The organism is Allokutzneria sp. NRRL B-24872 (assembly GCF_002155965.1).
Classification (GTDB): Bacteria; Actinomycetota; Actinomycetes; order Mycobacteriales; family Pseudonocardiaceae; genus Allokutzneria.
The window spans coordinates 34,686-55,389 of record NZ_MUMH01000039.1; the positions used below are offsets into that span (position 1 = coordinate 34,686).

At 69.9% G+C, this 20,704-nt stretch carries 18 protein-coding genes; 11 read left to right on the forward strand and 7 right to left on the reverse strand.

Annotated elements, in window-relative coordinates; all coding sequences use genetic code 11:
• Positions 1-9: 9 nt before the first annotated feature.
• Positions 10-1,269 (reverse strand): serine hydrolase, encoded by a 1,260-nt coding sequence (locus CCN37_RS10905; protein WP_086820610.1) that lies wholly within the window; start codon positions 1,267-1,269, stop codon positions 10-12.
• Positions 1,270-2,233: 964 nt separating this feature from the next.
• On the opposite strand from CCN37_RS10905, the gene CCN37_RS10910 reads away from it, so the two are divergent.
• The 6 genes from CCN37_RS10910 to CCN37_RS10930 all read left to right on the forward strand — a co-directional run bounded on the left by CCN37_RS10910 (position 2,234) and on the right by CCN37_RS10930 (position 9,140).
• A complete protein-coding gene (locus CCN37_RS10910; protein ID WP_086820611.1) occupies positions 2,234-4,291 on the forward strand; it encodes a hypothetical protein in 2,058 nt (685 codons plus the stop codon).
• 21 nt (positions 4,292-4,312) lie between these two features.
• Complete coding sequence (locus tag CCN37_RS10915) at positions 4,313-4,648, forward strand: hypothetical protein (protein WP_086820612.1); 336 nt, start codon at positions 4,313-4,315, stop codon at positions 4,646-4,648.
• The gene (locus tag CCN37_RS10920) at positions 4,645-7,068 is read left to right on the forward strand and encodes an Hsp70 family protein (RefSeq protein WP_086820613.1); all 2,424 of its coding nucleotides are present in this window, start codon (positions 4,645-4,647) and stop codon (positions 7,066-7,068) included. The genes CCN37_RS10915 and CCN37_RS10920 overlap by 4 nt, the downstream gene beginning before the upstream one ends.
• A gap of 299 nt (positions 7,069-7,367) precedes the next feature.
• Positions 7,368-8,489 carry an HNH endonuclease signature motif containing protein gene (locus CCN37_RS10925; RefSeq protein ID WP_086820614.1) on the forward strand — a complete coding sequence of 374 codons (1,122 nt, stop codon included), beginning with the start codon at positions 7,368-7,370 and terminating at the stop codon, positions 8,487-8,489.
• 54 nt (positions 8,490-8,543) lie between these two features.
• Positions 8,544-8,720: a hypothetical protein gene (locus CCN37_RS39760; protein ID WP_168200619.1), complete on the forward strand. Its 177-nt coding sequence runs from the start codon at positions 8,544-8,546 to the stop codon at positions 8,718-8,720.
• 201 nt (positions 8,721-8,921) lie between these two features.
• Positions 8,922-9,140, forward strand: a complete 219-nt coding sequence (locus tag CCN37_RS10930; protein WP_086820615.1) for a hypothetical protein — start codon at positions 8,922-8,924, stop codon at positions 9,138-9,140.
• A 40-nt stretch (positions 9,141-9,180) separates the two neighbouring features.
• On the opposite strand, the gene CCN37_RS10935 is transcribed toward CCN37_RS10930, so the two are convergent.
• Complete coding sequence (locus CCN37_RS10935; protein WP_086820616.1) at positions 9,181-9,615, reverse strand: OsmC family protein; 435 nt, start codon at positions 9,613-9,615, stop codon at positions 9,181-9,183.
• 167 nt (positions 9,616-9,782) lie between these two features.
• Here CCN37_RS10935 and CCN37_RS10940 point away from each other — a divergent pair, with 167 nt between their 5' ends.
• The 5 genes from CCN37_RS10940 to CCN37_RS10960 all read left to right on the forward strand — a co-directional run bounded on the left by CCN37_RS10940 (position 9,783) and on the right by CCN37_RS10960 (position 14,764).
• Positions 9,783-10,562, forward strand: a complete 780-nt coding sequence (locus tag CCN37_RS10940) for an SDR family oxidoreductase (protein ID WP_086820617.1) — start codon at positions 9,783-9,785, stop codon at positions 10,560-10,562.
• Between the two features lie 11 nt (positions 10,563-10,573).
• Complete coding sequence (locus CCN37_RS10945; protein WP_086820618.1) at positions 10,574-11,041, forward strand: VOC family protein; 468 nt, start codon at positions 10,574-10,576, stop codon at positions 11,039-11,041.
• On the forward strand, positions 11,038-11,874 hold the full coding sequence (locus tag CCN37_RS10950) for an alpha/beta fold hydrolase (protein WP_210407964.1): 837 nt from the start codon (positions 11,038-11,040) through the stop codon (positions 11,872-11,874). The genes CCN37_RS10945 and CCN37_RS10950 overlap by 4 nt, the downstream gene beginning before the upstream one ends.
• Positions 11,875-11,996: 122 nt before the next feature.
• A complete protein-coding gene (locus CCN37_RS10955) occupies positions 11,997-13,223 on the forward strand; it encodes a ricin-type beta-trefoil lectin domain protein (protein WP_086820619.1) in 1,227 nt (408 codons plus the stop codon).
• Positions 13,224-13,348: 125 nt separating this feature from the next.
• Positions 13,349-14,764: an alpha/beta fold hydrolase gene (locus CCN37_RS10960; protein WP_086820620.1), complete on the forward strand. Its 1,416-nt coding sequence runs from the start codon at positions 13,349-13,351 to the stop codon at positions 14,762-14,764.
• Between the two features lie 149 nt (positions 14,765-14,913).
• Here CCN37_RS10960 and CCN37_RS10965 read toward each other — a convergent pair whose 3' ends face one another.
• The 5 genes from CCN37_RS10965 to CCN37_RS10985 form a co-directional block, all read right to left on the reverse strand.
• The gene (locus tag CCN37_RS10965; RefSeq protein WP_086820621.1) at positions 14,914-15,828 is read right to left on the reverse strand and encodes a glutaminase; all 915 of its coding nucleotides are present in this window, start codon (positions 15,826-15,828) and stop codon (positions 14,914-14,916) included.
• A gap of 4 nt (positions 15,829-15,832) precedes the next feature.
• A complete protein-coding gene (gene glmS / locus CCN37_RS10970; protein WP_086820622.1) occupies positions 15,833-17,668 on the reverse strand; it encodes a glutamine--fructose-6-phosphate transaminase (isomerizing) in 1,836 nt (611 codons plus the stop codon).
• A gap of 17 nt (positions 17,669-17,685) precedes the next feature.
• Entirely contained in the window at positions 17,686-17,955 is a 270-nt protein-coding gene (locus CCN37_RS10975) for a hypothetical protein (RefSeq protein WP_086820623.1), read from the reverse strand.
• Positions 17,956-18,020: 65 nt separating this feature from the next.
• Positions 18,021-18,710, reverse strand: a complete 690-nt coding sequence (locus tag CCN37_RS10980) for a PIG-L deacetylase family protein (RefSeq protein ID WP_086820624.1) — start codon at positions 18,708-18,710, stop codon at positions 18,021-18,023.
• Positions 18,711-18,721: 11 nt separating this feature from the next.
• On the reverse strand, positions 18,722-20,635 hold the full coding sequence (locus CCN37_RS10985) for an ATP-binding protein (protein ID WP_086820625.1): 1,914 nt from the start codon (positions 20,633-20,635) through the stop codon (positions 18,722-18,724).
• Between the last annotated feature and the right edge of the window lie 69 nt (positions 20,636-20,704).

Here is a 20,704-nt window from a genome sequence, read left to right on the forward strand (position 1 = left end):
TGGTGCTGGTCAGCGGCGGCGCGCGAGCCGTCCGCCGACCTGGACGCGGTCGACGCCGCCGCCGGGGCCGGTGAGGAACCGCCCGGTCTGGCTGGTGTCGTCGGTGTCCACGTCGCGCAGGGCGAAGAGCAGGCCGTCGAGCGGGGTCAGCTCGGCGTAGTCCTCACCGTCCACGGCGAGGGCGAGCCGCCCGTCAGCGGCCTCGGTGACGGTGTACGTGAGGTCACCGTTGAGGTAGTCGCCGCAACAGTCTTCGGGCGCGGGCACCTGGCCGCCGCGGTCGACGGCGGGCTGCCCACCGAGGCCGAACTCCGCGGCGAACTCCTGCCACAGGTGCAAACCGTTGCTGCCGTTGGTGGTGAGCGCGACCACCGTGCCCGACTCCGGGTGCACCCGCAGGTGCGCGGACGTGCCGTCGCCGGTGCCGTCGTGGCCGAACCAGTCGCCGTGCACCGCGACGCCGAGACCCCACCCGTCGGCCATGCCGAACGGCTCGGCGCCGTCCACCGGCGTCCGTGCCTGCACCAGCAGGTCCTCGCCGATCAGCTCTTCGGCGCCGAGGAACACACCGCCGACGGTGAGCAGGTCCAACGCGCTCGCCGCGATGGCGCCCGCGGGCGCGTCCAGTTCGCTCAGCGACTGGCGGACCGGGAGGGCGGGGTGCCCGGAGCGCACCGCGTGCCCGTGCACGACGTCCACGCGGGTGTCACCGACGACGTAGGCCAGGTCGAGCCCGAGCGGCTTGCCCAGGACCGCGTCGACGGACTCCCGCCAACTCATCCCGGTCACGGCCTCGACGACTGCGCCGACGACAACGTAACCGATGTTGGAGTAGGAGAAACCCTCGTTCGGCTCGCCCACCGGGGTGAGGGTGCGGCACGCGGTCAGCACGTGCCTGCGCGGCGAGGACGCGCTCGTGTCCGTCGCGTCGGACGGCAGCCCAGCGGTGTGGCTGAGCAGCTGGCGCGTGGTCACCGCGCCGAAGGCGGTGTCCCGCCCCAGTTCCGGCAGGTACTCGGAGACGGGCTCGTCCAGCTCCAGGTCCTGCTCCTCGGCCAGCGCCAGCGCCACCGCGGCGGTGCACGCCTTGGTCACCGAGCCCACCGGGACCTTCGCGCCCTCGGTGAGCGGTTCGGCCCGGCCCTGCCTGGCCACGCCGAACACGGCCGACGTCCGTCGGCCTTCCAGCAGCACGGCGACCTGCGCGCCGGGCACGCCCCGGCTCACGACCAGCTCGCCGAGCCGTCGCGACATCTGGGCGAAATCCATCGATCCTCGCTCATCGACTTCCCAGGGGCACGGGTGTTCCTCGGTTGATTCACCGCGGTCGGTCCACCACGCCCGTGAACCGTTTTCAGTGTCCGACCCGAGAATGTGACCCACAAGACATCGTGAGTCCGTAACGCAACTCCGCGTGCCCCGCGCGGAGTTATGTGCATTGAGTGCACGGCAACGGTGTCAACCCGCCCAGTTTTCAGCGACCGCCAAACGGAGCATTCGAGGAAGTATTACCGAATGCGACGGTGTACGTCGCCGGGGATGTAACCCGAGGTTTGGCGGGCGGCATGCTCATTCACCCTATTGGCGACGGGTTTGCTGTAACGGCCTGCTCCGACGGGTGATCCAGGGCATGTTTGAGTGACTCTACCGGCGAGTAGTCAGCTGACGGACGGTCCGTTACAGATGAATTCTTCGAATCGTGCGAGCGCCAAGTGGTACGAAAGTAACAGGCCCGCTTTGACTTTAGTACCACTTTTTTCGCGATGTGTACGGACATATTCGACGCGGGCGTGCCATTCGGTTCGGTCCCGTTTTTCGAAACGCACTCGCGCTGGAAATGCCGGAGCGGGGTCCGGGGGGCCGTCCGCCGCGCCGGCGGGGGCTCAGTGGCGGCCGAACGTCGCAATCCGGTAACGCTTACGGCTCAGTCCGGGGCTGTTTTCTCCCACCTCGTGGGACGCGCGGGCTGGTGACCGCGATCACCTGCCCGCATTATCCGGAAAAACGTCTTGATCGCATTTCGGAGAGCAATTGGCAATTGAATCGCGGGTATCGGTCCCCGCGCCCCCGGGCCACCTCCGCCCGTGCCCGGAACGTCTCTAGATGGGGAAATGCTTGTGCGCCAAGGAGATCGCCGTTCCGATTGGGGATGGACTTGGTCACGGCTTGGCCGGGGCGTTGATCGCGACCCGGGCGAGCGGTAAGACAGCGGCAGGCGAGCGAGGGAGAAGGCGTGGACTCGGCTCAGGAGTTGTTCGCAACCGCCGTCGACCGGGAAGCCGCCGGAGACCTGCGCGGGGCGAAAGCGTTGTACGGCAAGGTGATCGAGACCGACGACGAGGAGTGCGCCCCGGCAGCGGCGATGCGGCTGGCGCGGATGCTGGAGGGCGTGGGCGATCTGGCGGGCGCTCGATCGGCCTACCGCGCCGCGGCGGATTCCGGGCACCCGCTGCACTCCGGGGTGGCGGCGCGCAGGCTCGCGGGCGCGGGCGCGCCGCGTCGCGCGGCGGCGGCACCGAAGCTGCTGGAGCCGGTGGCGAACCCGGAGCTGTACCGGCGCAACGCTTTCCGGCTCAGCGGTCTCCCGGTGGACGCCACAGCGCGCGACCTGCGACGACGCGCGGAGCAGCTGCGCGCGGCCGAACGACTCGGCGCCCCGGTGACCGTGACGTCGTCCCCGCTGCCACCGGTCGAGGCACCAGATCCCGCGGCGGTGCGGGAAGCGCTCACGCTGGTGCGCGATCCGACCAGGCGGATCGTCGAGGAACTGTTCTGGTTCTGGGAAAACCAGTCTCCGGACGCCCCCGACAGCGGTCCAGCCCTGCACGACGCCGCCGTGCTGGCACATGCCCAAGCACTGGACGCCGGGCACGACGCGGACCCCGCGCTCTGGCGGCGCGCCTACGAGCACTGGGCCGCGGTCGCCGAGGAAACTGAGTGCTGGCAGTGGTTGGCGGAGCGCGTCGTCCAGTTGGCCGATCGCAGGCTCACCGAAGAGACCGTCGAGACCATGCGCGCCGAACTGCCCAGAGCAGTGCTCGCGCCGCAAGCCGACCTGGCCGTCCGCGCGGCCGAGGCCGGGGCGGAGGACATCGCCCGCGCGCACGTCGAAGCCCTGCGCCGGTCCGGGTTTCCGGTCGCGGTGATCACCGACGCCCTCGCCGCCGCGACGAGACACCTCAGCGCGCGGGTCAGAACCGCCTGCCAGAACGCGGAGCGCGCCACGGCCGCCGACCCCGAGGACGGCGCCGACGCCGTCGACGCGCTGCTGGACCAGGTCGAGCCGCTGCTGCGGGCACTGCGCCTGGTGCTCGGCGCGACCACCTCGGCCTACGGAGCCGCCGCGGACGCGCTCGCGCTGTCGGTCAACACGTGCGTGATCAGGTTCGTCAACGAGGGCCACGACTTCGAAGACGCCTTCGAACAGCTCGAAGAGGTCCTGGACATCGCGGTCAGCGAGCAGGCGCGCGCGGCGATCGAACCGAGCTTCGTCGCGGCGGGCTCCAACGTGCTCGGCGAGCTGTGCCAGGACGCGGCCGACCGCGCCACCGCGTTACCGGAGCAGGGCGCGCAGATCGCGGGGGAGCTGATCGCCGAGATGCGGCCGACGCTGCTGGCGATGGCCGCGCGCGCCGATCCGGAGAACCCGCTCTACCGCGAGTGCCTTGACGGCGTCGCGCTGTGCGTCGTCAGCTGCCTCGGCTCCTTCCACGGCGCGACCGGCGACGACGAGACCACGCTCGACGGACTCGACGGAGCGCTGGACATCGCCGTCGGCGACGAGGCGCGGGTGTCGATCACCCAGGCCATCGAGGTCGTGCGCGGCGGCCTCAACCCGCCGTGCTGGTTCTGCCAGGCCCACAACGGAAAGGACGCCGCATATGAGGTCGCGGTGCACGGTGAGGTCGACCAGTCCGAGTTCCCCAAGGTGACGTGGAAGACGGCCGCCGTCGCCGTGCCGCGCTGCGTCTCGTGCCGAGAGGCGCACCAGCACCGCGACTGGCTGGAGGCGGGTTGGGTCTCCTCGCTGATCACGCTGTTCGGCGCGCCCCTGGTCGCCGTCGGGATGGTGGTGCTGTTCAACGAGGGCTTCGAGGTCCCCGCCGTGCTGTTCTACCTGCTCGTCGCGATCTTCCTGCTGTTCGCGGTGTACGGCTCGCTGGTGAACGCCCGCCAGCGCCGGGCCACCGCGCGGCAGGCGCACCTCACCGCGGCCCTGTCCCGCTTCCCGCCGATCCAGCAGCTCGAAGGGCTCGGCTGGCGGCTCGGCGCGCGGCCACCCGGCCTCTAGCCCTTTCCCCCGAGGAGGAGCATGTCAGCCCACGTCCAGGTGGAGTCCCGCTCGCTGGCCGACATCGCCACGGCGGTGTGGCGGCTGCACGCCAAGCTCGCCGACCAGGACTCGCCCGCGCGCAGGCACGCGCAGACCGCGATGGACGCGCTCGCCGAAGCCGGGATCGAGGTCCAGTCCCACCGCGACCGCGACTACGACCCCGGCATGGCGATCCGCGTGCTCGCCTTCCAACCCCGGCCGGGGCTGACCAAGGAGACCATCGTGGAAACCGTCCGGCCCACGATCTACCTGCACGGCCAGGTGATCGGCATGGGTGAGGTCATCGTCGGCATCCCGTCTGGAGAAGCTCAGTGAGCGGCACGGTCGGCGTCGGCATCGACCTGGGCACGACGAACAGCGCGGTGGCGTTGCTGCGCGGCGTCGACACCGAGGTGCTGAAGAACAACGACGGCGACGAGACCACGGCCTCCGCGGTGTGGGTGGACCGCCGCGAGCGCCTGTACGTCGGCCGCGCGGCGCGGGACCGGGCGGAGGCCGACCCGGACAACACGTGTATGGAGTTCAAGCTGCGCATGGGAACCGCGGGCGCGGCGAAGCGGTTCGCGGCCAGCGGCCGGGAGATGACGCCTGAGGAGCTGTCGGCGGAGGTGCTGAAGTCGCTGCGCGCCGACGTCCGCCAGCGCACCGGCTCGGAGGTCGGCGCGGCCGTGGTGACCGTGCCCGCCGCCTTCGACATCCACTCCTGCGACGCCACCCGTCGCGCCGCCGAGCTGGCCGGGCTGTCGTTCTCACCGCTGTTGCAGGAGCCCACCGCCGCCGCGCTCGCCTACGGTTTCCAGGCGGCGGAGGAGAACGCGCTGTGGCTGGTCTACGACCTCGGCGGCGGCACCTTCGACGCGGCGGTCATCCAGTTGCGCGACGGCGAGTTCTCCGTGGTCAACGACCGCGGGGACAACTTCCTCGGCGGCAAGCTGATCGACTGGCGCATCGTCGAGGAGCTGCTGATCCCGGCCGCGGTCCGGCAAGCCCCCTCGCTGGCCGGGCTCCGGCGCGGTGACCCCCGGTGGTTCGCGGCGGTGAACAAGCTCAAGCTGGCCGCGGAGACCGCGAAGATCCGTCTGTCCAGAGTGGACACCGCGGACGTCGTGGTGGAGCTGGACGACGGCTCCGGCGGGCGCTTCGAGATCGACTGCGAGCTGACGCGGGCCGATGTCGAGCTCATCACCGAGCCGTTGCTCGTGCGCTCGATCAACCTGTGCCACAAGGCTTTGCGCGAGCGCTCGCTGAGCCCGGCGGACATCGAGAAGGTCATCCTGGTGGGCGGCCCGACGCTGTCGCCGTACCTGCGCGAGCGCCTGGCCGATCCGGTGCACGGCCTCGGCGTTCCGCTCGACCACAGCCAGGACCCGATGACCGTCGTCGCCCGCGGAGCGGCCATTTTCGCTGGCACGCAAAGGATTCCTGCCGTTGTGGAGCCGGTCGCCGGTGGCTTCGGCGTGCACTTCGAGTACTCGCCGGTCGGCCCGGACACCGAGCCCCTGGTCGCGGGCAAGATCTCGCCGGCCACCGCTGGGCTGAGCGTGGAGCTGATCAACGCCGACACCCGGCCGCCGTGGCGCAGCGGGCGGATCACGGTCTCCGACGACGGACTGTTCGCGGTGTCGCTGTGGGCGGAACCAGGGCGGCTCAACACCTTCGCCGTCGAGCTGACCGACTCCACCGGCACGCGCCGATCCGTTGAGCCCGGCCACATCACCTACACCGTCGGCGCCGTGGAGACCGAGCCGCCGCTGACCCACTCCATCGGCGTCGGCCTCGACGGCAACCAGGCGATGTGGTTGCTGGAGCGCGGAACCGGCCTGCCCGCGCGCCGCACCGTGACCCTGCGGACCACCGCCGAGGGCGTGATCCGCATCCCCGTCCTCGAAGGCGAGTACCACCGCGCCGACCGCAACCGCCGCATCGGCAGGCTAGAGTTCGACACCGGCCGAGGACTGCCCTCCGGCAGCGAGGTCGTCTTCACCATCGAGATCGACGAGTCCCGGCTGATCAAGGCCAGCGCCTACGTGCCCATGCTCGACGAGGAGTTCCAGGACACCGTCAACCTGCGCACCGAGGTCACCCCCGGCCAGCCGCTGCTCGTCCGCGCCTTCGACGCCGAGCGCTCGCGGCTGGCTGACGTTCGGGAGCGCCAACGCGTCCTCGGCAACCCGGTGGCGGACGTGCTCATCGCCCGTATCGACAGCGAGCGCATGCTGCACGACGTGGACGCCCTCGTTTCGGCCGCCGGCTCTGACCCCGACGCGGCGACAGCCGCCGAGCGCCGGTTGCTCGACCTCCGCGTCGCCATCGACGATGTCGAGGACGAGCTGGAGTGGCCGTCGCTGGTCAACGAGGCGCGCGGCATGATCGCGGAGGCCAGGGATCTGGTGGGTGGCGGGGACCTGTTGTTGTACGAGAACGCGATCAACGAGGCCATTGAGGCACGGGACGCGGATCTGTTGCGGCAGCGCATGGAGGAATTGCGGCTGCACGTGATGCGCGGGTTGGATCGGAGCGGGGTTTTGCAGCTGCACTTCTTCCACGCGTTGCGGGAGATGCGCCCGGAGATGCGGAATCAGGGGCATGCTGATCGGTTGATCGCGGAGGGGGATCGGGCTGTGGAGACGGGGGAGTTGAATCGGTTGCGTGGGGTGAACATGCAGCTGCGGGATTTGTTGCCTGAGCCGCCATTGCCGCCTGATCCGTTTAGTACTGTGGATCGGGTTCGGTGAGTTTTTGGGGGCTTCCGGCTGGGCTTCCAGCGGGGGACGGCTGGGCTTCCAGCTTGCGCCGTTTCCAGCGTGGGATCGGCTTGACCTGGGAACCCCTTGCGCGTGCCCTTGGGCCTTACAGGGGCACGGGTAGTGAACCCGGCCCTCGCGCAAGCGTATGGCACGCGCACCCCAGGTAAAGCCGACCATTCCAGCCGCGCGTTCCGTTTCGTGGGGGTTGCGTTTTTCGGGCGGCGGGGCGCCTGGGAATTCATTCTTTAGAGCCATGATCGTTTCGAATTCGAGAGTAGAATTGAGGTATGACTCTCGAAGAGTTGTTGGTCGAGGTTGAGGCGAGTCACGCTGCTTTGTGTCATGCGAAAGCGAATCTCGCTTCGGCCTTGACCGCGTTCCAGAACGCTGCTGATGATCGTGATTACCGGTATGTGCAGAATGAGGTCGCCTGTGCCTTGCACATCTCCCGTCGTGGCGCCGACCACATCCTCTCCAACTCCCTGGAGCTGACCGAACGCCCCCGAGTGTTGGCGGCGTTGTCGGCGGGGTCGATCGATGAGGGCAAAGCCCGCCTCATCGTCGACCAGCTGCAGATCTTGAAGGAACCGCAAGCCTCGATCGCCGAGGCGGATCTCCTGGCCTACGCCCCGACCCGTACCCACACCTCGGTTCGTCGTCGTGCTCAGACGTTGATCCACAAGCTCGACCCGAAAGCAGCCGAGCGTCGTCATGAGGAGAAGCGCAAAGAGCGGTTGGTGTGGAAGACCAACCTGGACGACGGCATGGCCGAACTGCGCCTGGGCATGACCGCCCACGACACCGCCATGGCCTACGACCACATCGACCGCATCGCCAAGTCCCTGCCCAAAGACGACCGCACCCTGGACCAGAAGCGCGCCGACGTCGCACGGGACCTGTTGCTGGGCCTGGACACTCCCGCGCCGCAGGGGCAGACGATGGTCTACCTGACGATGCCGGTGACCGCCCTCCTGGGCTTGACCGACGACCCCGGGATGCTCGCCGGATACGGCCCCATCCCGACAAGCGTCGCCCAAGACATCGCCGCAGGCGGCATCTGGAAACGCATCCTCACCGACCCGGTCACCGGCATGGCGGAGGAAGTCAGCAACACCTACCGGCCCACGGCGAAACAGCGGGAGTTGATCAACGCCCGCTATCCCCGCTGCACCGCGATCGGATGCCAGCAACCCGCGCAGCGCTGCGACATTGATCATTGCCGCCCCTGCAACGGCAGCAACACGACCATCAAGAACCTCCGGCCGAAGTGCCGCCATCACCACAACATGAAGACCCACTCCAACTGGCGGTGTGAGAACCGTGAGGACGGCAGTCATGTGTGGATCACGCCCAGCGGGCGGGTTCACGAAACGGAACTGGAGCCCATCGCCGAACCCGCGCCCTTCTAGCCGCGCCTTTGGCAAACCCACGCGCACCTGGGTTGGGTGCGGACGGTCGAGCACATGGCGGTGGTCGTTGTCCTGCAAGGGTTGTACGGCTACGTGTTCGACGCGTCGAACCGGTCGCGGGATGCGGACGAGGATCGGGTCAACAATCCGCACCGGCGGGTTGATCACACCGGAGGGAGCGCGGCGGCGGGCTCGGTGTCCTGGAATGGGTACTGCTCTTCCAAGCGGTGACGGCATTCCTCAATCTGCGATGCGCGCCGCGCGCATACCTGTGGTGCAAGACGCCGTGCATGGTCCTCAGCACGATCGCTCAGCTCGCCGCCGCCTGGCAGTCGGTCATCCCCCTCGACGAAACAGGGTGGCGGTGGGTGCTGGCCGTGTCGTTGCTGTTCAGCCTCGCGCTGCCCTTCGAGGACGTGCGGGACATGGCTGGTGACCGTGCCATCGGGCGACGCACACGTGCTCTACGTGCCAACGGGGGCGACGGCGGCGCGGATCGCCTTCTGCGGAGCGGTGGTGGCGGTGGCCTGTGGGACGCCGGCGATCCGGGCACTGGCGCTGCGCGGCACCGCGGCGGATCGGCTGGCCTACCAGTTGCTCATCGTGGCGTACGTCGTGGTGATGTCGACCGGGGTGGTGCTCTGGAGCTGAAGCGTTGCCGCGCCGGTTCCCCGACGCGGCAACAGTGAAGTCAGTTCAGCGCCGCGTCGAGGGTGATCGTGGTGCCGGAGAGGGCCTTGGTGACGGGGCAGGTGCTCTCGGCGACCTTGGCGAGCTCGACGAACTTGGCGTTGTCGATGCCGGGGACGGTGGCGCGCACGGTGAGGGCGATACCGGTGATGCGGAAGCCGCCGCCGGACTCGGGGCCGAGGGTGACCTCGGCGCTGACGTCGATGGAGTCGGCGACGAGGTCGCTGGCGCCCAGGACACCGGAGAGGTTCATGGCCAGGCAGGAGGAGTGCGCGGCCGCGATCAGCTCCTCGGGGCTGGTCTGGCCGTCGGGGTTGCCCGCGCGGGTCGGGAACGAGACGTCGAACTGGCCCGCGTTGGACGAGTCGAACGTGACGGTGCCCTTGCCGTTCTGGAGTCCGCCTTCCCAGTGGGTGGTGGCGTCGCGGCTCGGCATGGGATGCCTCCTGGGGTGCTGGTCGGTGGGTACGAGAAGAAACATAGCGGACACTTACATTGGACGCAATGTAAGTCGGTGAGACGGTGGACACGAGGGGTCCGCGGCTGACAACCGCTCGGTTGGACTTGGGTCGGACGGTAGCGGCACGGGCATACGTTCGCCGCGTGAAGATCCAGGGAAAGCACATCGTGGTCACCGGAGCCGCCGGTGGCATCGGCCGTGCGCTCGTCGAGCGCTTCGTGGCCGAAGGCGCCCGCGCGGTGGTGGCGGCGGACCACGACCTCGCGGGGGTTCAGGCCACGGCGGAGGCGGCGGGGCCGAGCGTGACGGCGCGGAAGTTCGACGCGGGGCGGGAGGCGGACGTCCAGGACCTGGTGCGTTTCGCCAACGAGGCCAACGGGCGCATCGACGTCTTCTTCTCCAACGCGGGCGTGACCGGACCCGTGGGTGGGCCGTTGGAGACGACGAACGAGGACTGGGACTCGTTGTGGCGCATCCACGTCATGGCGCACGTGTGGGCCTCCCGCGCGGTGCTGCCGCAGATGCGCGAAGCGGGGGAGGGCTACCTGCTGAACACGGCGTCGGCGGCCGGACTGCTGACGCAGCCCTCGGCGCTGCCGTACACGGTGACCAAGCACGCGGCGGTGGCGCTCGCGGAGTGGCTGTCGATCACCTATGGCGGAGAAGGGATTCGCGTGTCCTGCGTGTGCCCGCAGGCGGTGCGCACGCAGATGCTGGTGGCGGCGATGGGTCAGAGCGAAGGGGCCTCGGACGTGGTCGCGGCGGCCGGGCTGATCGACCCGGAGGACGTGGCGCGCACGGTGGTCGACGGCATGGCCGACGAGCGGCTGCTGATCCTGCCGCACCCCGACGTGGCCCAGCGGATGGCGTTCAAGGGCGCCGACCACGAGGGCTGGCTGGCCGACCTGCGCGCGAAGATCTGAGGAGGGCGACCATGATCCGCGGAGTGCACCACGTCGGTGTCGCCACGAAGGACATCGACCGGATTCTGCCCTTCTACCTGGACCTGATCGGCTGCGAGGTGATCACCGACTACCGGTGGGAGCCGGGCAACAAGGCCGCGGACGAGGTGACCGGGCTGACCGGGACCTCGGCGCGCAGCCTCATGCTGCGCAAGGGGAACGCGCACATCGAGCTGTTCCAGTACCTCACCCCGGAGTCCGGCCGCGCCAACGCCGAGCTGCGACCGCACGACCCGGGCGTGACGCACTTCTGCCTGGACGTCACCGACATCCACGGCGAGTACAGCCGCCTGAGCGCGGCCGGGGTGCCGTTCAACAGCGAGCCGCAGGAGGTCTTCCCCGGCGTGTGGACGGCATACGGCCACGACCCGGACGGCAACATCGTCGAGCTGCAAGAGGTTCTGGACCCCAACCACCGCATCGCGCTGAAGAGCTGGTGACCGCCGTGGAGATCGTGCTGAACGACCGCAGGTACAACGCGATCGCCGCCGGGCCGGTTGACGGCGAACTGGTGCTGCTGCTGCACGGCTGGCCGGAGTTCGCCGACTGCTGGACCGAGGAGATCGCCGCGCTCGCCGAAGCCGGGTACCGCGCGGTGGCGGTGGACCAGCGCGGGTACTCGCCGGGCGCGCGGCCGACCAAGGTCGCCGACTACCACGTCGACCACCTCGTCGCTGACGTGCTCGGATTCGCAGATGCCCTTGGCGCGCAACGGTTCCACCTCGTCGCACACGACTGGGGCGGCATCGTGGCGTGGGCCTTCGCCGGCGCGCACCCGGAGCGGCTGAAGACGCTGGCGGTGCTCGCGACGCCGCACCCGAGCGCGCTGGGCAAGGCGATCGCGGAGGACGAGGACCAGTCCCGCCGCGTCGACTACGTGCGGTTCTTCCGCCAGCCCGGCGGGATCGCCGAGGAGTCGCTGCTCGCCGACGGGGCCGCGCGGCTGCGAAACGCTTACGGCGGCAAGGTTCCCGCGCCGCTGGTCGAGGAGAACGTGCGGCGGCTGTCCGAGCCGGGCGCGCTGTCCGCGACGCTGAACTGGTACCGCGCGGCCAACGACCAGCTCGACATCCCGGCCCGGCCGAGCACCGTGCCGACGCTGTACGTGTGGGGCAGCGAGGACGCCGCGCTCGGACCGGTCGCGGCGCACCGCACCTCGGAGTTCGTCGACGGGCCGTACCGCTTCGTCGAGCTGACCGGCGCCAGCCACTGGCTGCCCGAGGAGGCTCCGGCGGAGGTAGGCGCTCTCATCCTCTCTCACCTGGCCGGTTGATCTCATCCGGTGCCGGTTCCGCCGAAGGTCTTGCCGACGGCGGAACCGGCCGGACATACTCCCCGTCACCGCTGGCCGCCTCAGTGGTCCCTTCCAGGCCCCTGCACTGAGAGGCGAGCGTGATGTCCAGCAGATTCCGCGCGTCCGCGGCCGTTGTCGCGGTACTCGCACTCATCCTCGGCGGCACCGCACAGGCCGAGAGCCCAGCTCCCGATCCCAGCACCATGGCGACGACCTTCGCCGACGAGTTCAACCTGCCCGCGGGAACGCCGGTCGACGGCTCGAAGTGGCAGTTGGAGACCGGCGACAACGTCAACAACCACGAGCGGCAGTTCTACACCAACAGCACCAGCAACGCCGTCCACGACGGCGCGGGCAACCTGGTGATCACCGCGCGCCGGGAGAACCCCGGCAACTACCAGTGCTGGTACGGGCGGTGCGAGTACACCTCGGCGCGGCTGAACACCGCGGGCCGCTTCACCCAGGCGTACGGCCGTTTCGAGGCTCGGATGAAGCTCCCGCGCGGCAAGGGGATGTGGCCCGCGTTCTGGATGCTCGGCGACAACATGGGCCAGGTCGGCTGGCCGCAGGCGGGCGAGATCGACATCATGGAGAACGTCGGCCACCTGATGAACACCGTGCACGGAACCCTGCACGGGCCCGGCTACTCCGGCTCCGGCGGTATCGGCGCGGCCTACAACGGGCCGAACTTCGGCGACGGCTTCCACACCTTCGCGGTGGACTGGGCGCCGAACCGGATCACCTGGTACGTCGACGGAAACGCTTACCAGACAAGGACTCCGGCCGACCTCGGCGGACGGCAGTGGGTCTTCGACCACCCGTTCTTCCTGATACTCAACCTGGCCGTCGGCGGCTACTGGCCGGGCGACCCCGACGGCAGCACGGTGTTCCCGCAGCAGCTCGTCGTCGACTACGTCCGCGTCACCACCAACAGCACGGGGGCGCCGACCGGGCAGATCACCGGGCTCGCGGGCAAGTGCGTCGACGTCGCGAACGCCAGCACCGCAAACGGGACACCGATCCAGTTGCACGACTGCAACGGCAACGCCGCGCAGAACTGGACGGTCGCCGGTGACGGCACGATCCGCGCGCTCGGCAAGTGCCTCGACGTGAACAACAACGGCGCCAACGACGGGGCGGCCGTGGTGCTGTGGGACTGCCACGGCGGTGCCAACCAGAAGTGGGCGACACCGGCCGCCAGGGACATCGTGAGCATCTCCGGCAACAGATGTCTCGACGTCACCGGCAACAACTCCGCCAACGGGACGCGGCTGCAGGTGTGGACGTGCGCGGGCACCGCGAACCAGAAGTGGAACGTTCCGCGCTAGGTCCGAAAGGGCTCAATCCGCCGCTTTTTCTTTTATTCACAGAGAGAAAGCGGCGGATTTCTTTTGGGTAACATGCCGGTGTGCTGAAAAGATCAACCGCGCTGGTCGTCGCGACCTTGATCGCAATGACCTCGACTCCGGCCGTCGCCGCTCCCGCGCTCGCCTGGGGTGAGTGCGCAGGTCTGCCCGCCGAGCTGGAGTGCGTCAAGCTCGATGTCGCGCTGGACCACCGGAACCCGTTCTCGCGCAAGCTCACCATCGATGTGAGCAGGCTGAAGGCGACCGGCGGCAAGGGGCGTGAGCTGCTGCTGCTCAACCCCGGCGGCCCCGGCGGCGAGGGCGTGGGCCTGCCGATGGCGTTCAAGGACAACGCGATCGCAGCGAAGTTCGAGGTCGTGGGCTTCAACCCGCGCGGAACGGGCAGTTCGGTGCTGGACTGCGGACTTCCGCCGGAAGCCGGGCTCCCGGTGACCAGGCCGACCGAACAGCAGATCCGCGACTACACCGCCGACGCGCAGCGCCGTGAGCGCGCGTGCCAGCAGGCTGGAGCCGCCATTCGGCCGCATCTCAGCACCGCGAATACCGCGAGGGACATGGATGTCATCCGTTCGGCCCTTGGCGGGAAGAAAATCAACTATCTCGGCTTCTCCTACGGCACCTATCTCGGCGCCGTCTACGGATCGTTGTTCCCGCACCGGATGAACCGAAGTGTCTTCGATTCTTCGATGAACCCCGAGTGGCTGTATTACGAGCAGGCCAAGCAGCAGGCCGTCTCCGCGCGGCAGAACTACCGCACCTGGACCGGCTGGGTCGCCGAGCACCACGCGCACTACGGCTTCGGCCGCACCGCCGCCGAGGTCCAGGCGTCCCTGGACGCGCTCGGCAAGGCGCTCGCCGCGAAACCGTTGGTGGTGCAGGGCGCGCCGTACCCCATCGACCGCAACGCGCTCGACATCGTGCTCGGCTCGCAGACCCCGAACCGCGCTGGCTGGACGACCTTGACGGCCGCCGTCAAGAAGGTTCGCGAGGCCTCCGCCTCCGGCACCCTCGACCTCGACACCGCCAAGGCGCTCGGCGCGATGCTCAACGACCTCAAGCTCGGCCTCGAACTGCTGCACTCCGGCTCGTTCGCGACCGTCACCTGCGAGGCCGCTTGGTCGCGCGACACCCGGCTCTACGCCGCCGAGATGCGCCGCTTCGCCACCGAGTACCCCTTCGGTCGCGGCGCCCACGCCGCAGCCGCCTCCGAGTGCGCCTTCCGCTCCTTCACTCCTGCCGAGCCCATGGTTCCCTTGCGCCGCACCGGTTATCCGGCCGGGCTCGTCGTGCAGGGCGATCACGACCCGGTGACCGGCTACGCGGGCGGCCCCGTCATGGCAGCGAAGATGGACTACCGCCTGGTGTCCGTTGTGGACAGTGGGGTGCACGGGCACTACGGCCGCAACGACTGCGTCACCAAGGCCGTCGACACCTACCTCATCGACGGAGTCCTCCCCGCGCGCGGCACCACCTGCGCAGGCCCTCCCCGCCCCAAACCCTGAACGACCCCTTCAGTGCGCTACGGAAGCCCTGAACGACCCGTTTGGTGCGCTCAACTCCCCGAACGACCCGTTTGGTGCGTTGAAGGAGCTGAACGGGTCGTTTAGTGCGTTCAAGTACCCAAACGGGTCGTTCAGGGCGAACCGCGGAGCTAGAAGACGGACCAGCCGGTGAGGGTGGTGAAGCGGTCGAGGGCCGCCACGCCCGCGACGGAGTTGCCGCGCGCGTCGAGGCCGGGGCTCCACACGCACACGGTGCAGCGGCCGGGGACGACGGCGAGGATGGCGCCGCTGACCCCGCTCTTGCCGGGCAGGCCGACGCGGTAGGCGAACTGGCCCGCCGCGTCGTAGGTGCCGCAGGTGAGCATGACGGCGTTGACCCGCTTGGCCTGGCTGCGCTCCAGCAGACGGGAGCCGTCGTTGCGCACGCCGTGCCGCGCGAGGAACAACCCGGACAGCGCCAGCTCGGCGCAGTTCATCGCGATGGAGCACTGCCGCACGTACTGGGCGAGCACGTCGGGCACGGGCGTGCGCATGTTGCCGTAGGAGGCCATGAAGTACGCCAGCGCCCGGTTGCGGTCGGCGTTGGCGGCCTCGGACGCGGCGACCTCCTCGTCGACGACGATGCCGGGGGAGCCGCTTTCCTTGCGCAGGAAGGAAAGCAGCTCCTCGGTCACATCGCAGCCGCGCGCGGCCAGCTCGTCGGTGACGACGATGGCACCGGAGTTGATGAACGGGTTGCGCGGTATGCCGTCCTCGTGCTCCAACTGGACGAGCGAGTTGAACGGGTCACCGGAGGGCTCGCGGCCGACGCGGTCCCAGACCTCGTCCCCGCCGGGCTGGGCGAGGGCGAGGGCCAGGGTGAACACCTTCGACACGCTCTGCACGGAGAAGCGCTCGCGCCACTCCCCGGTGCCGTGCACCGTCCCGTCCAGCTCCGCGACGGCCATGCCGAAGCGCGCGGTGTCCACGCGGGCCAGCGCCGGGATGTAGTCGGCGGCCGAGCCCTTGCCGACCTCGTCGGCCACCTCGGCGGAGATCCGCGCGAGCAGGTCAGGAATGTGCACGCGCCTATTCCACCGTGACGCTCTTGGCCAGGTTGCGGGGGCGGTCGATGTCGCGCCCCAGCTTGGCCGCCAGGTGGTAGGCGAACAGCTGCAACGGGATGGTGAACAGGATCGGGTCCAGCTCGGTCTCGTTGCGCGGCACCCGCAGCTCGGCGTCGACGAGACCGGCGGGCAGCTCGGCGTTGGTGACCGCGATCACCGCGCCGCTGCGGGCCTTGATCTCCTCGATGGTGCCGATGTTCTTCGACAGCAGCTCGTCGTCCGGGACGACGATCACGGTCGGCATGGTGTTGTCGATCAGCGCGAGCGGGCCGTGCTTGAGCTCGGAGGCCTGGTATGCCTCGGCGTGCACGTAGGAGATCTCCTTGAGCTTCTGCGCGCCCTCGCGGGCCACCGGCCAGCCCCGGACGCGGCCGACGAAGAACATGCTCCTGGTGTCGGCGAAGCGCGCGGCGACCTGGGCCACGGCCTGCTCCTGGGCCAGGATCTCCGCGACCTGTTCGGGCAGGCGGCGCAGACCGGCGACGATCCGCTTGCCGTCGGCGGTGGACAGGTCGCGCACGCGGCCCAGCAGCAGGCCGAGCATGGCCAGCGAGGTCGCGGTGTTGGTCAGCGCCTTGGTCGATGCCACCGACACCTCGGGGCCGGCGTGCAGGAAGATGCCGCTGCCGCACTCGCGGGCGATGGCGCTGCCGACCACGTTCACCACGCCGAGCAGCTGACCGCCCTTGCGCTTGAGCTCCTGCGCCGCGGCGAGGGTGTCCAGGGTCTCGCCGGACTGGCTCAGCGCCACGTACAGGGTGTCGGCCTCCACCACCGGGTTGCGGTAGCGGAACTCCGAGGCGGGCTCGGCGTCGGCGGGGATGCGGGCGAGCTCCTCCACCAGCTGCGCGCCCATCTGGCCCGCGTAGTAGGAGGACCCGCAGCCGAGGAACTTCACCCGGCGGATCGCGCGCAGCTCGCGCGGCTCCATGTTGATGCCGCCGAGGTGCGCGGTGGCGAAGCGCTCGTTGAGCCGTCCGCTCAGCGCCCTGGCCAGCGCGGTGGGCTGCTCGTGGATCTCCTTGCTCATGAAGTCCGTCGAGCCGCCCAGCTCGTAGTCGTCGGCCACCAGGTCCACGGTGGTCGGGGACTTCACCACCGGGCTGGCCTCCACGGCCAGGGTGCTGGTGTGGAACTCGTCGGAGCGCACCACGGCCAGCTCGCCGTCGTCGAGGTAGACGACCTGCTGGGTGTGCCGGACGAGCGCGGCCACGTCGGAGGCGACGAACATCTCGCCCTCGCCGATGCCGAGCACGATGGGGCTGCCGTTGCGCGCCACCACCAGGTGGTCGGGGTTGTCGCGGTCGAGCACCACGATGCCGTAGGTGCCCTCGACGCGGCTGAGCGCGGCGCGGACGGCCTCCTCCAGGCTCGGCGCGTCCTCGGCGGCCATCAGGCGGCCGATCAGGTGCGCGAGCGCCTCGGTGTCGGTCTCGGAGGCGAAGCTCACGCCCTCGGCGGTCAGCTGCGCGCGCAGGCGGTCGGAGTTCTCGATGATGCCGTTGTGCACCAGGGCGATCCGGCCCGCGGAGTCCAGGTGCGGGTGCGCGTTGGCGTCGCTGGGCTCACCGTGGGTGGCCCACCGGGTGTGCGCGATGCCGACGGCGGCCGGGATCTCCTCCTTGATCAGGTTGCGCAGCTGCTGGACGCGCCCCTCGGTCTTGATCACGCGGAGGCCGCCCGCCTCGGGGGTCGCCAACCCGGCGGAGTCGTACCCGCGGTACTCCAGCCGGTGCAGACCCTCGACGAGGATCGGCGCTGCCGGACGTTTCCCGACGTACCCAACGATGCCGCACACGTCTGTGACCTGTCCCTTCAGCCGTACACGATGCGCCGCAGCTGGCGTTCGCTGAACGCGGGGGCGGCCACTGGCCGCCGCCGCAGCTCGGCCGCGAGCACGCCCCAGATCTCGGCGTTGCGCAGCTGCTGGCGCTGGAGTTCGGAGTGCCGTCGCCGTACGTAGTCCTCGGCGCTCTCGCCGAAGTACGCGATGACGTCGGCGACCACCCGGGCCGCCGTCGACGGGGGCAGGCCGGTCGTGGCCGACACGTGCCGGACCAGTTCGCCCGCCCCGTCTTCACTCACGAGGAGCGAGCGTGTCAGACGCGGGCCGCCGACTCAAGTTCCCTGCCCGATATCGGGCAGGCGTGTCATTTCTGCTGGTGAGGGCGCTCCACGTACCACTCGCGGCCGAAGAGGGCGCCGAAAACGGGCGCGGGCATCCGCACCATCGCCCGGAAGAGCGGCGCCGACCTGCCGTTGCCGAACACCGGCGTGCGGTGCGCGGCGAGCGCGGCCTGCTTCTGCGCGGCGTAGCGCCGCACGTCATAACGGTGGGTGATCGCCTTGCGCGGGCTGTACCGGTTGCGCTTCGCCGAGCCCGGGACCGGGACCGTGCCCTCCAGCACGCGCACCCCGGTCAGCGCCGCCGCCCGAGCGCCGACGTGGTGCACCTTCACGTGGTCGCGGTGCCCGTAGCCGCCGTTGGGGTCGTAGCTCAGCAGCAGGTCGGCCTTTTCCTCGCGCAGCAGCTCCGCGAGCCTGCCGGTGGCCTCGTCCGGGTCGGCGCGAGCGAAGCGCTGCCGGTCGGACGGATCGTCGTAGAGCAGCGCGCCGTGCCCGCTGTCGGCGTACCCGAGGTGAGCGACCCGTTGCGCCCCAAGCACTTCAGCGCTCGCACGGAGTTCGTCCATGCGCACGCCGTCGGCCTCGTCCATGCACCCGTCGGTGGCGACGACGATCACCACCCGGTGCCCCTCGTCAGCCAGTCGCGCCAGCGTTCCGCCGGTCAGCAGGGCTTCGTCGTCCGGGTGCGCGTGGAAGGCGACAACATTTCCCATGGGCGCCGACCCTACCGACGCACCAGGTGCTCTGTCAGACGCGAGACCGCTTCATTGAGCCTGCGGAAGTACGTCGCGCGGCTCAGCGCCAGGCTCCGCGCGATCTTCTCGTGGCTCTCGCGCCCGTCGAAGAAGCGCTGCGTGAGCGCGGCGCTCAGCTGCCGCTCGTGCGGGCTCGTGCCGAACTCCAGCTCCACCGCGGAGCGCAGCACCGCGCGCACGTGCTCAGCGCGCTCGCGGGTGTCGGCTCCGCGAGCCAGCGGGCTCTGCGCGAGATCGCCGCTGGAGGCGAAACCATCAAGCGCCGCACGGACATCGGCCGCTGTGACCGCGGTCGGCACGCAGACGCCCAGCTCGCGGTAGACGATGTCGCGCTGGGTCACGTACAGCCCGCCGGGTCCGTAGTCGATCAGGTAGACGACCACGCGGCGCCCGTCGACGTCGGTCTCCAGCTCGGGAATCGGCCGCCCGCCGGTCGCCGTGCAGAAGGCGTGCACGCGATCGTTGTGCCCGAACGCGGAGACGATCGCGTAGCGCGGGTTGCGGACCTCCATGCGCAGCACCACCGACAGGTTGAGCATTGCCAGCACGTGCGAGCCCTCGCCGGTCAGGTCGACGGTGTCGCGCCACACGACGGCTTGGCCGTCCGGGCTGATCCGTTGCGCGTAGCGGAGCAGACGCGCGCCGAACGGATCGATCCGCGAGCACACCGGAAGTGCTGACGGGGTAAGGAAAATTGCGTGCCCGACGGGGGAGCCCGCCGCGTCGCGCGCGATCGTGACGTTCTGCGGGCGGTTGCTGTAGTAGGCCTCGCTCATCGCCCACCACTCGTCGTAGCCGCGCGTGGTGAGCGCGTGCCCGACGACCTCGGCGTCACCGACGCGGACGCGGTCGGTCTGGAAGCGCGAACTGCCTTCCCAGCGGTAGCCCCAACGGATCTCCGGCGAGTCGATCAGGTGTGCGAGGTCGACCAGCGCGCCCGCGTCCCCGCTCAGCGCTCGCGCGTAGAAGTGGTCGCACAGCAGTCGTTTGAGCTTGTTGACGCGGTCGGGGCGGCTCTGCCGGACCCGGGCCAGCACCGGCATGCGCACCACGTCGTGCAACGTCAGCGAATCGCCGTAACTGTCCACAAAGGACCTTTCGGCGAGCCAGTCGAAGGCCTCCCTCGGTTCCCCGAGCGTGTGCGCGAGCAGCTCGACCGTGACCTCGCGGGCGATCGCGCAGACCGTGAGCGCGTCGTGGAAGGCCGGGTCCAGCTCCGCTTCCGTGACGACCTCGAACAGCGCGCTGACCGTCGTCGGTCTCGGGCTCGTCGCGCCCGTCGCCAGGTAGGCGCCCGCCGCCAGTGTCAGCGCGAGCGGCGAGCCCTCCGACCAGCCGCGCAGGCGCTCGGCGACCGTGTCGTCGGTGACCCCGTGCGCGCGGAGCAGGCGCTGCGCCTCGGCCGGGGTGAGCGCGCCGAGCGGCAGCTCCGCCACGACCTGGTCCCAGCCGTCGAGGCGCCAGCCGCTGTCCGGCGGTCGCCGCCCGCTGATCACCACGACGGAGTCGTCGGCGAGCTTCGGCAGCACGTCCTGGCGCAGCGTCCGCCCGCACGCACCGATCCGCTCGAAGGAGTCGATGAAGACCACCGGGGCGCGCTCCCCGTCGTGCGCGGTTGCTTCGGCGAGCGCGTCCACCACCGCGTCCGGCACCGGGGCGAGCGCGCGGGCGTCCACCCAGTAGCAGCGGCGCCCCGCCTCGGCCGCGAGCAGCCGCATCATCCGCAGCAGGCTCGTCTTGCCCAGGCCGCCCGGTCCGTGCACGAACAGCACGTTGTGGTCAAGGCCGCCCGCGAGCGCCTGCCGGAACACGCCGATCTCCGCGTCCCGGCCGACGAAGCGCGAGAGCTGCCTGCGCACGAGGCCGTCCCCGATCGTTGCCATGCGGCCAGCATGCGCGAGCGCGCCCGCCCCGACATGAGTAGGCGTTGCTCATTCTCAAGTTCGTCTCAC

Coding starts and splice junctions, on each gene's coding strand:
- CCN37_RS10945 (WP_086820618.1), top strand. CDS start 10,574: ATGATCCGCGGAGTGCACCACGTCGGTGTCGCCACGAAGGACATCGAC.
- CCN37_RS10980 (WP_086820624.1), bottom strand. CDS start 18,710: ATGGGAAATGTTGTCGCCTTCCACGCGCACCCGGACGACGAAGCCCTG.
- CCN37_RS10935 (WP_086820616.1), bottom strand. CDS start 9,615: ATGCCGAGCCGCGACGCCACCACCCACTGGGAAGGCGGACTCCAGAAC.
- CCN37_RS10925 (WP_086820614.1), top strand. CDS start 7,368: ATGACTCTCGAAGAGTTGTTGGTCGAGGTTGAGGCGAGTCACGCTGCT.
- CCN37_RS10955 (WP_086820619.1), top strand. CDS start 11,997: ATGTCCAGCAGATTCCGCGCGTCCGCGGCCGTTGTCGCGGTACTCGCA.
- CCN37_RS10905 (WP_086820610.1), bottom strand. CDS start 1,269: ATGGATTTCGCCCAGATGTCGCGACGGCTCGGCGAGCTGGTCGTGAGC.
- CCN37_RS39760 (WP_168200619.1), top strand. CDS start 8,544: ATGGCGGTGGTCGTTGTCCTGCAAGGGTTGTACGGCTACGTGTTCGAC.
- CCN37_RS10985 (WP_086820625.1), bottom strand. CDS start 20,635: ATGGCAACGATCGGGGACGGCCTCGTGCGCAGGCAGCTCTCGCGCTTC.
- CCN37_RS10960 (WP_086820620.1), top strand. CDS start 13,349: ATGACCTCGACTCCGGCCGTCGCCGCTCCCGCGCTCGCCTGGGGTGAG.
- CCN37_RS10915 (WP_086820612.1), top strand. CDS start 4,313: ATGTCAGCCCACGTCCAGGTGGAGTCCCGCTCGCTGGCCGACATCGCC.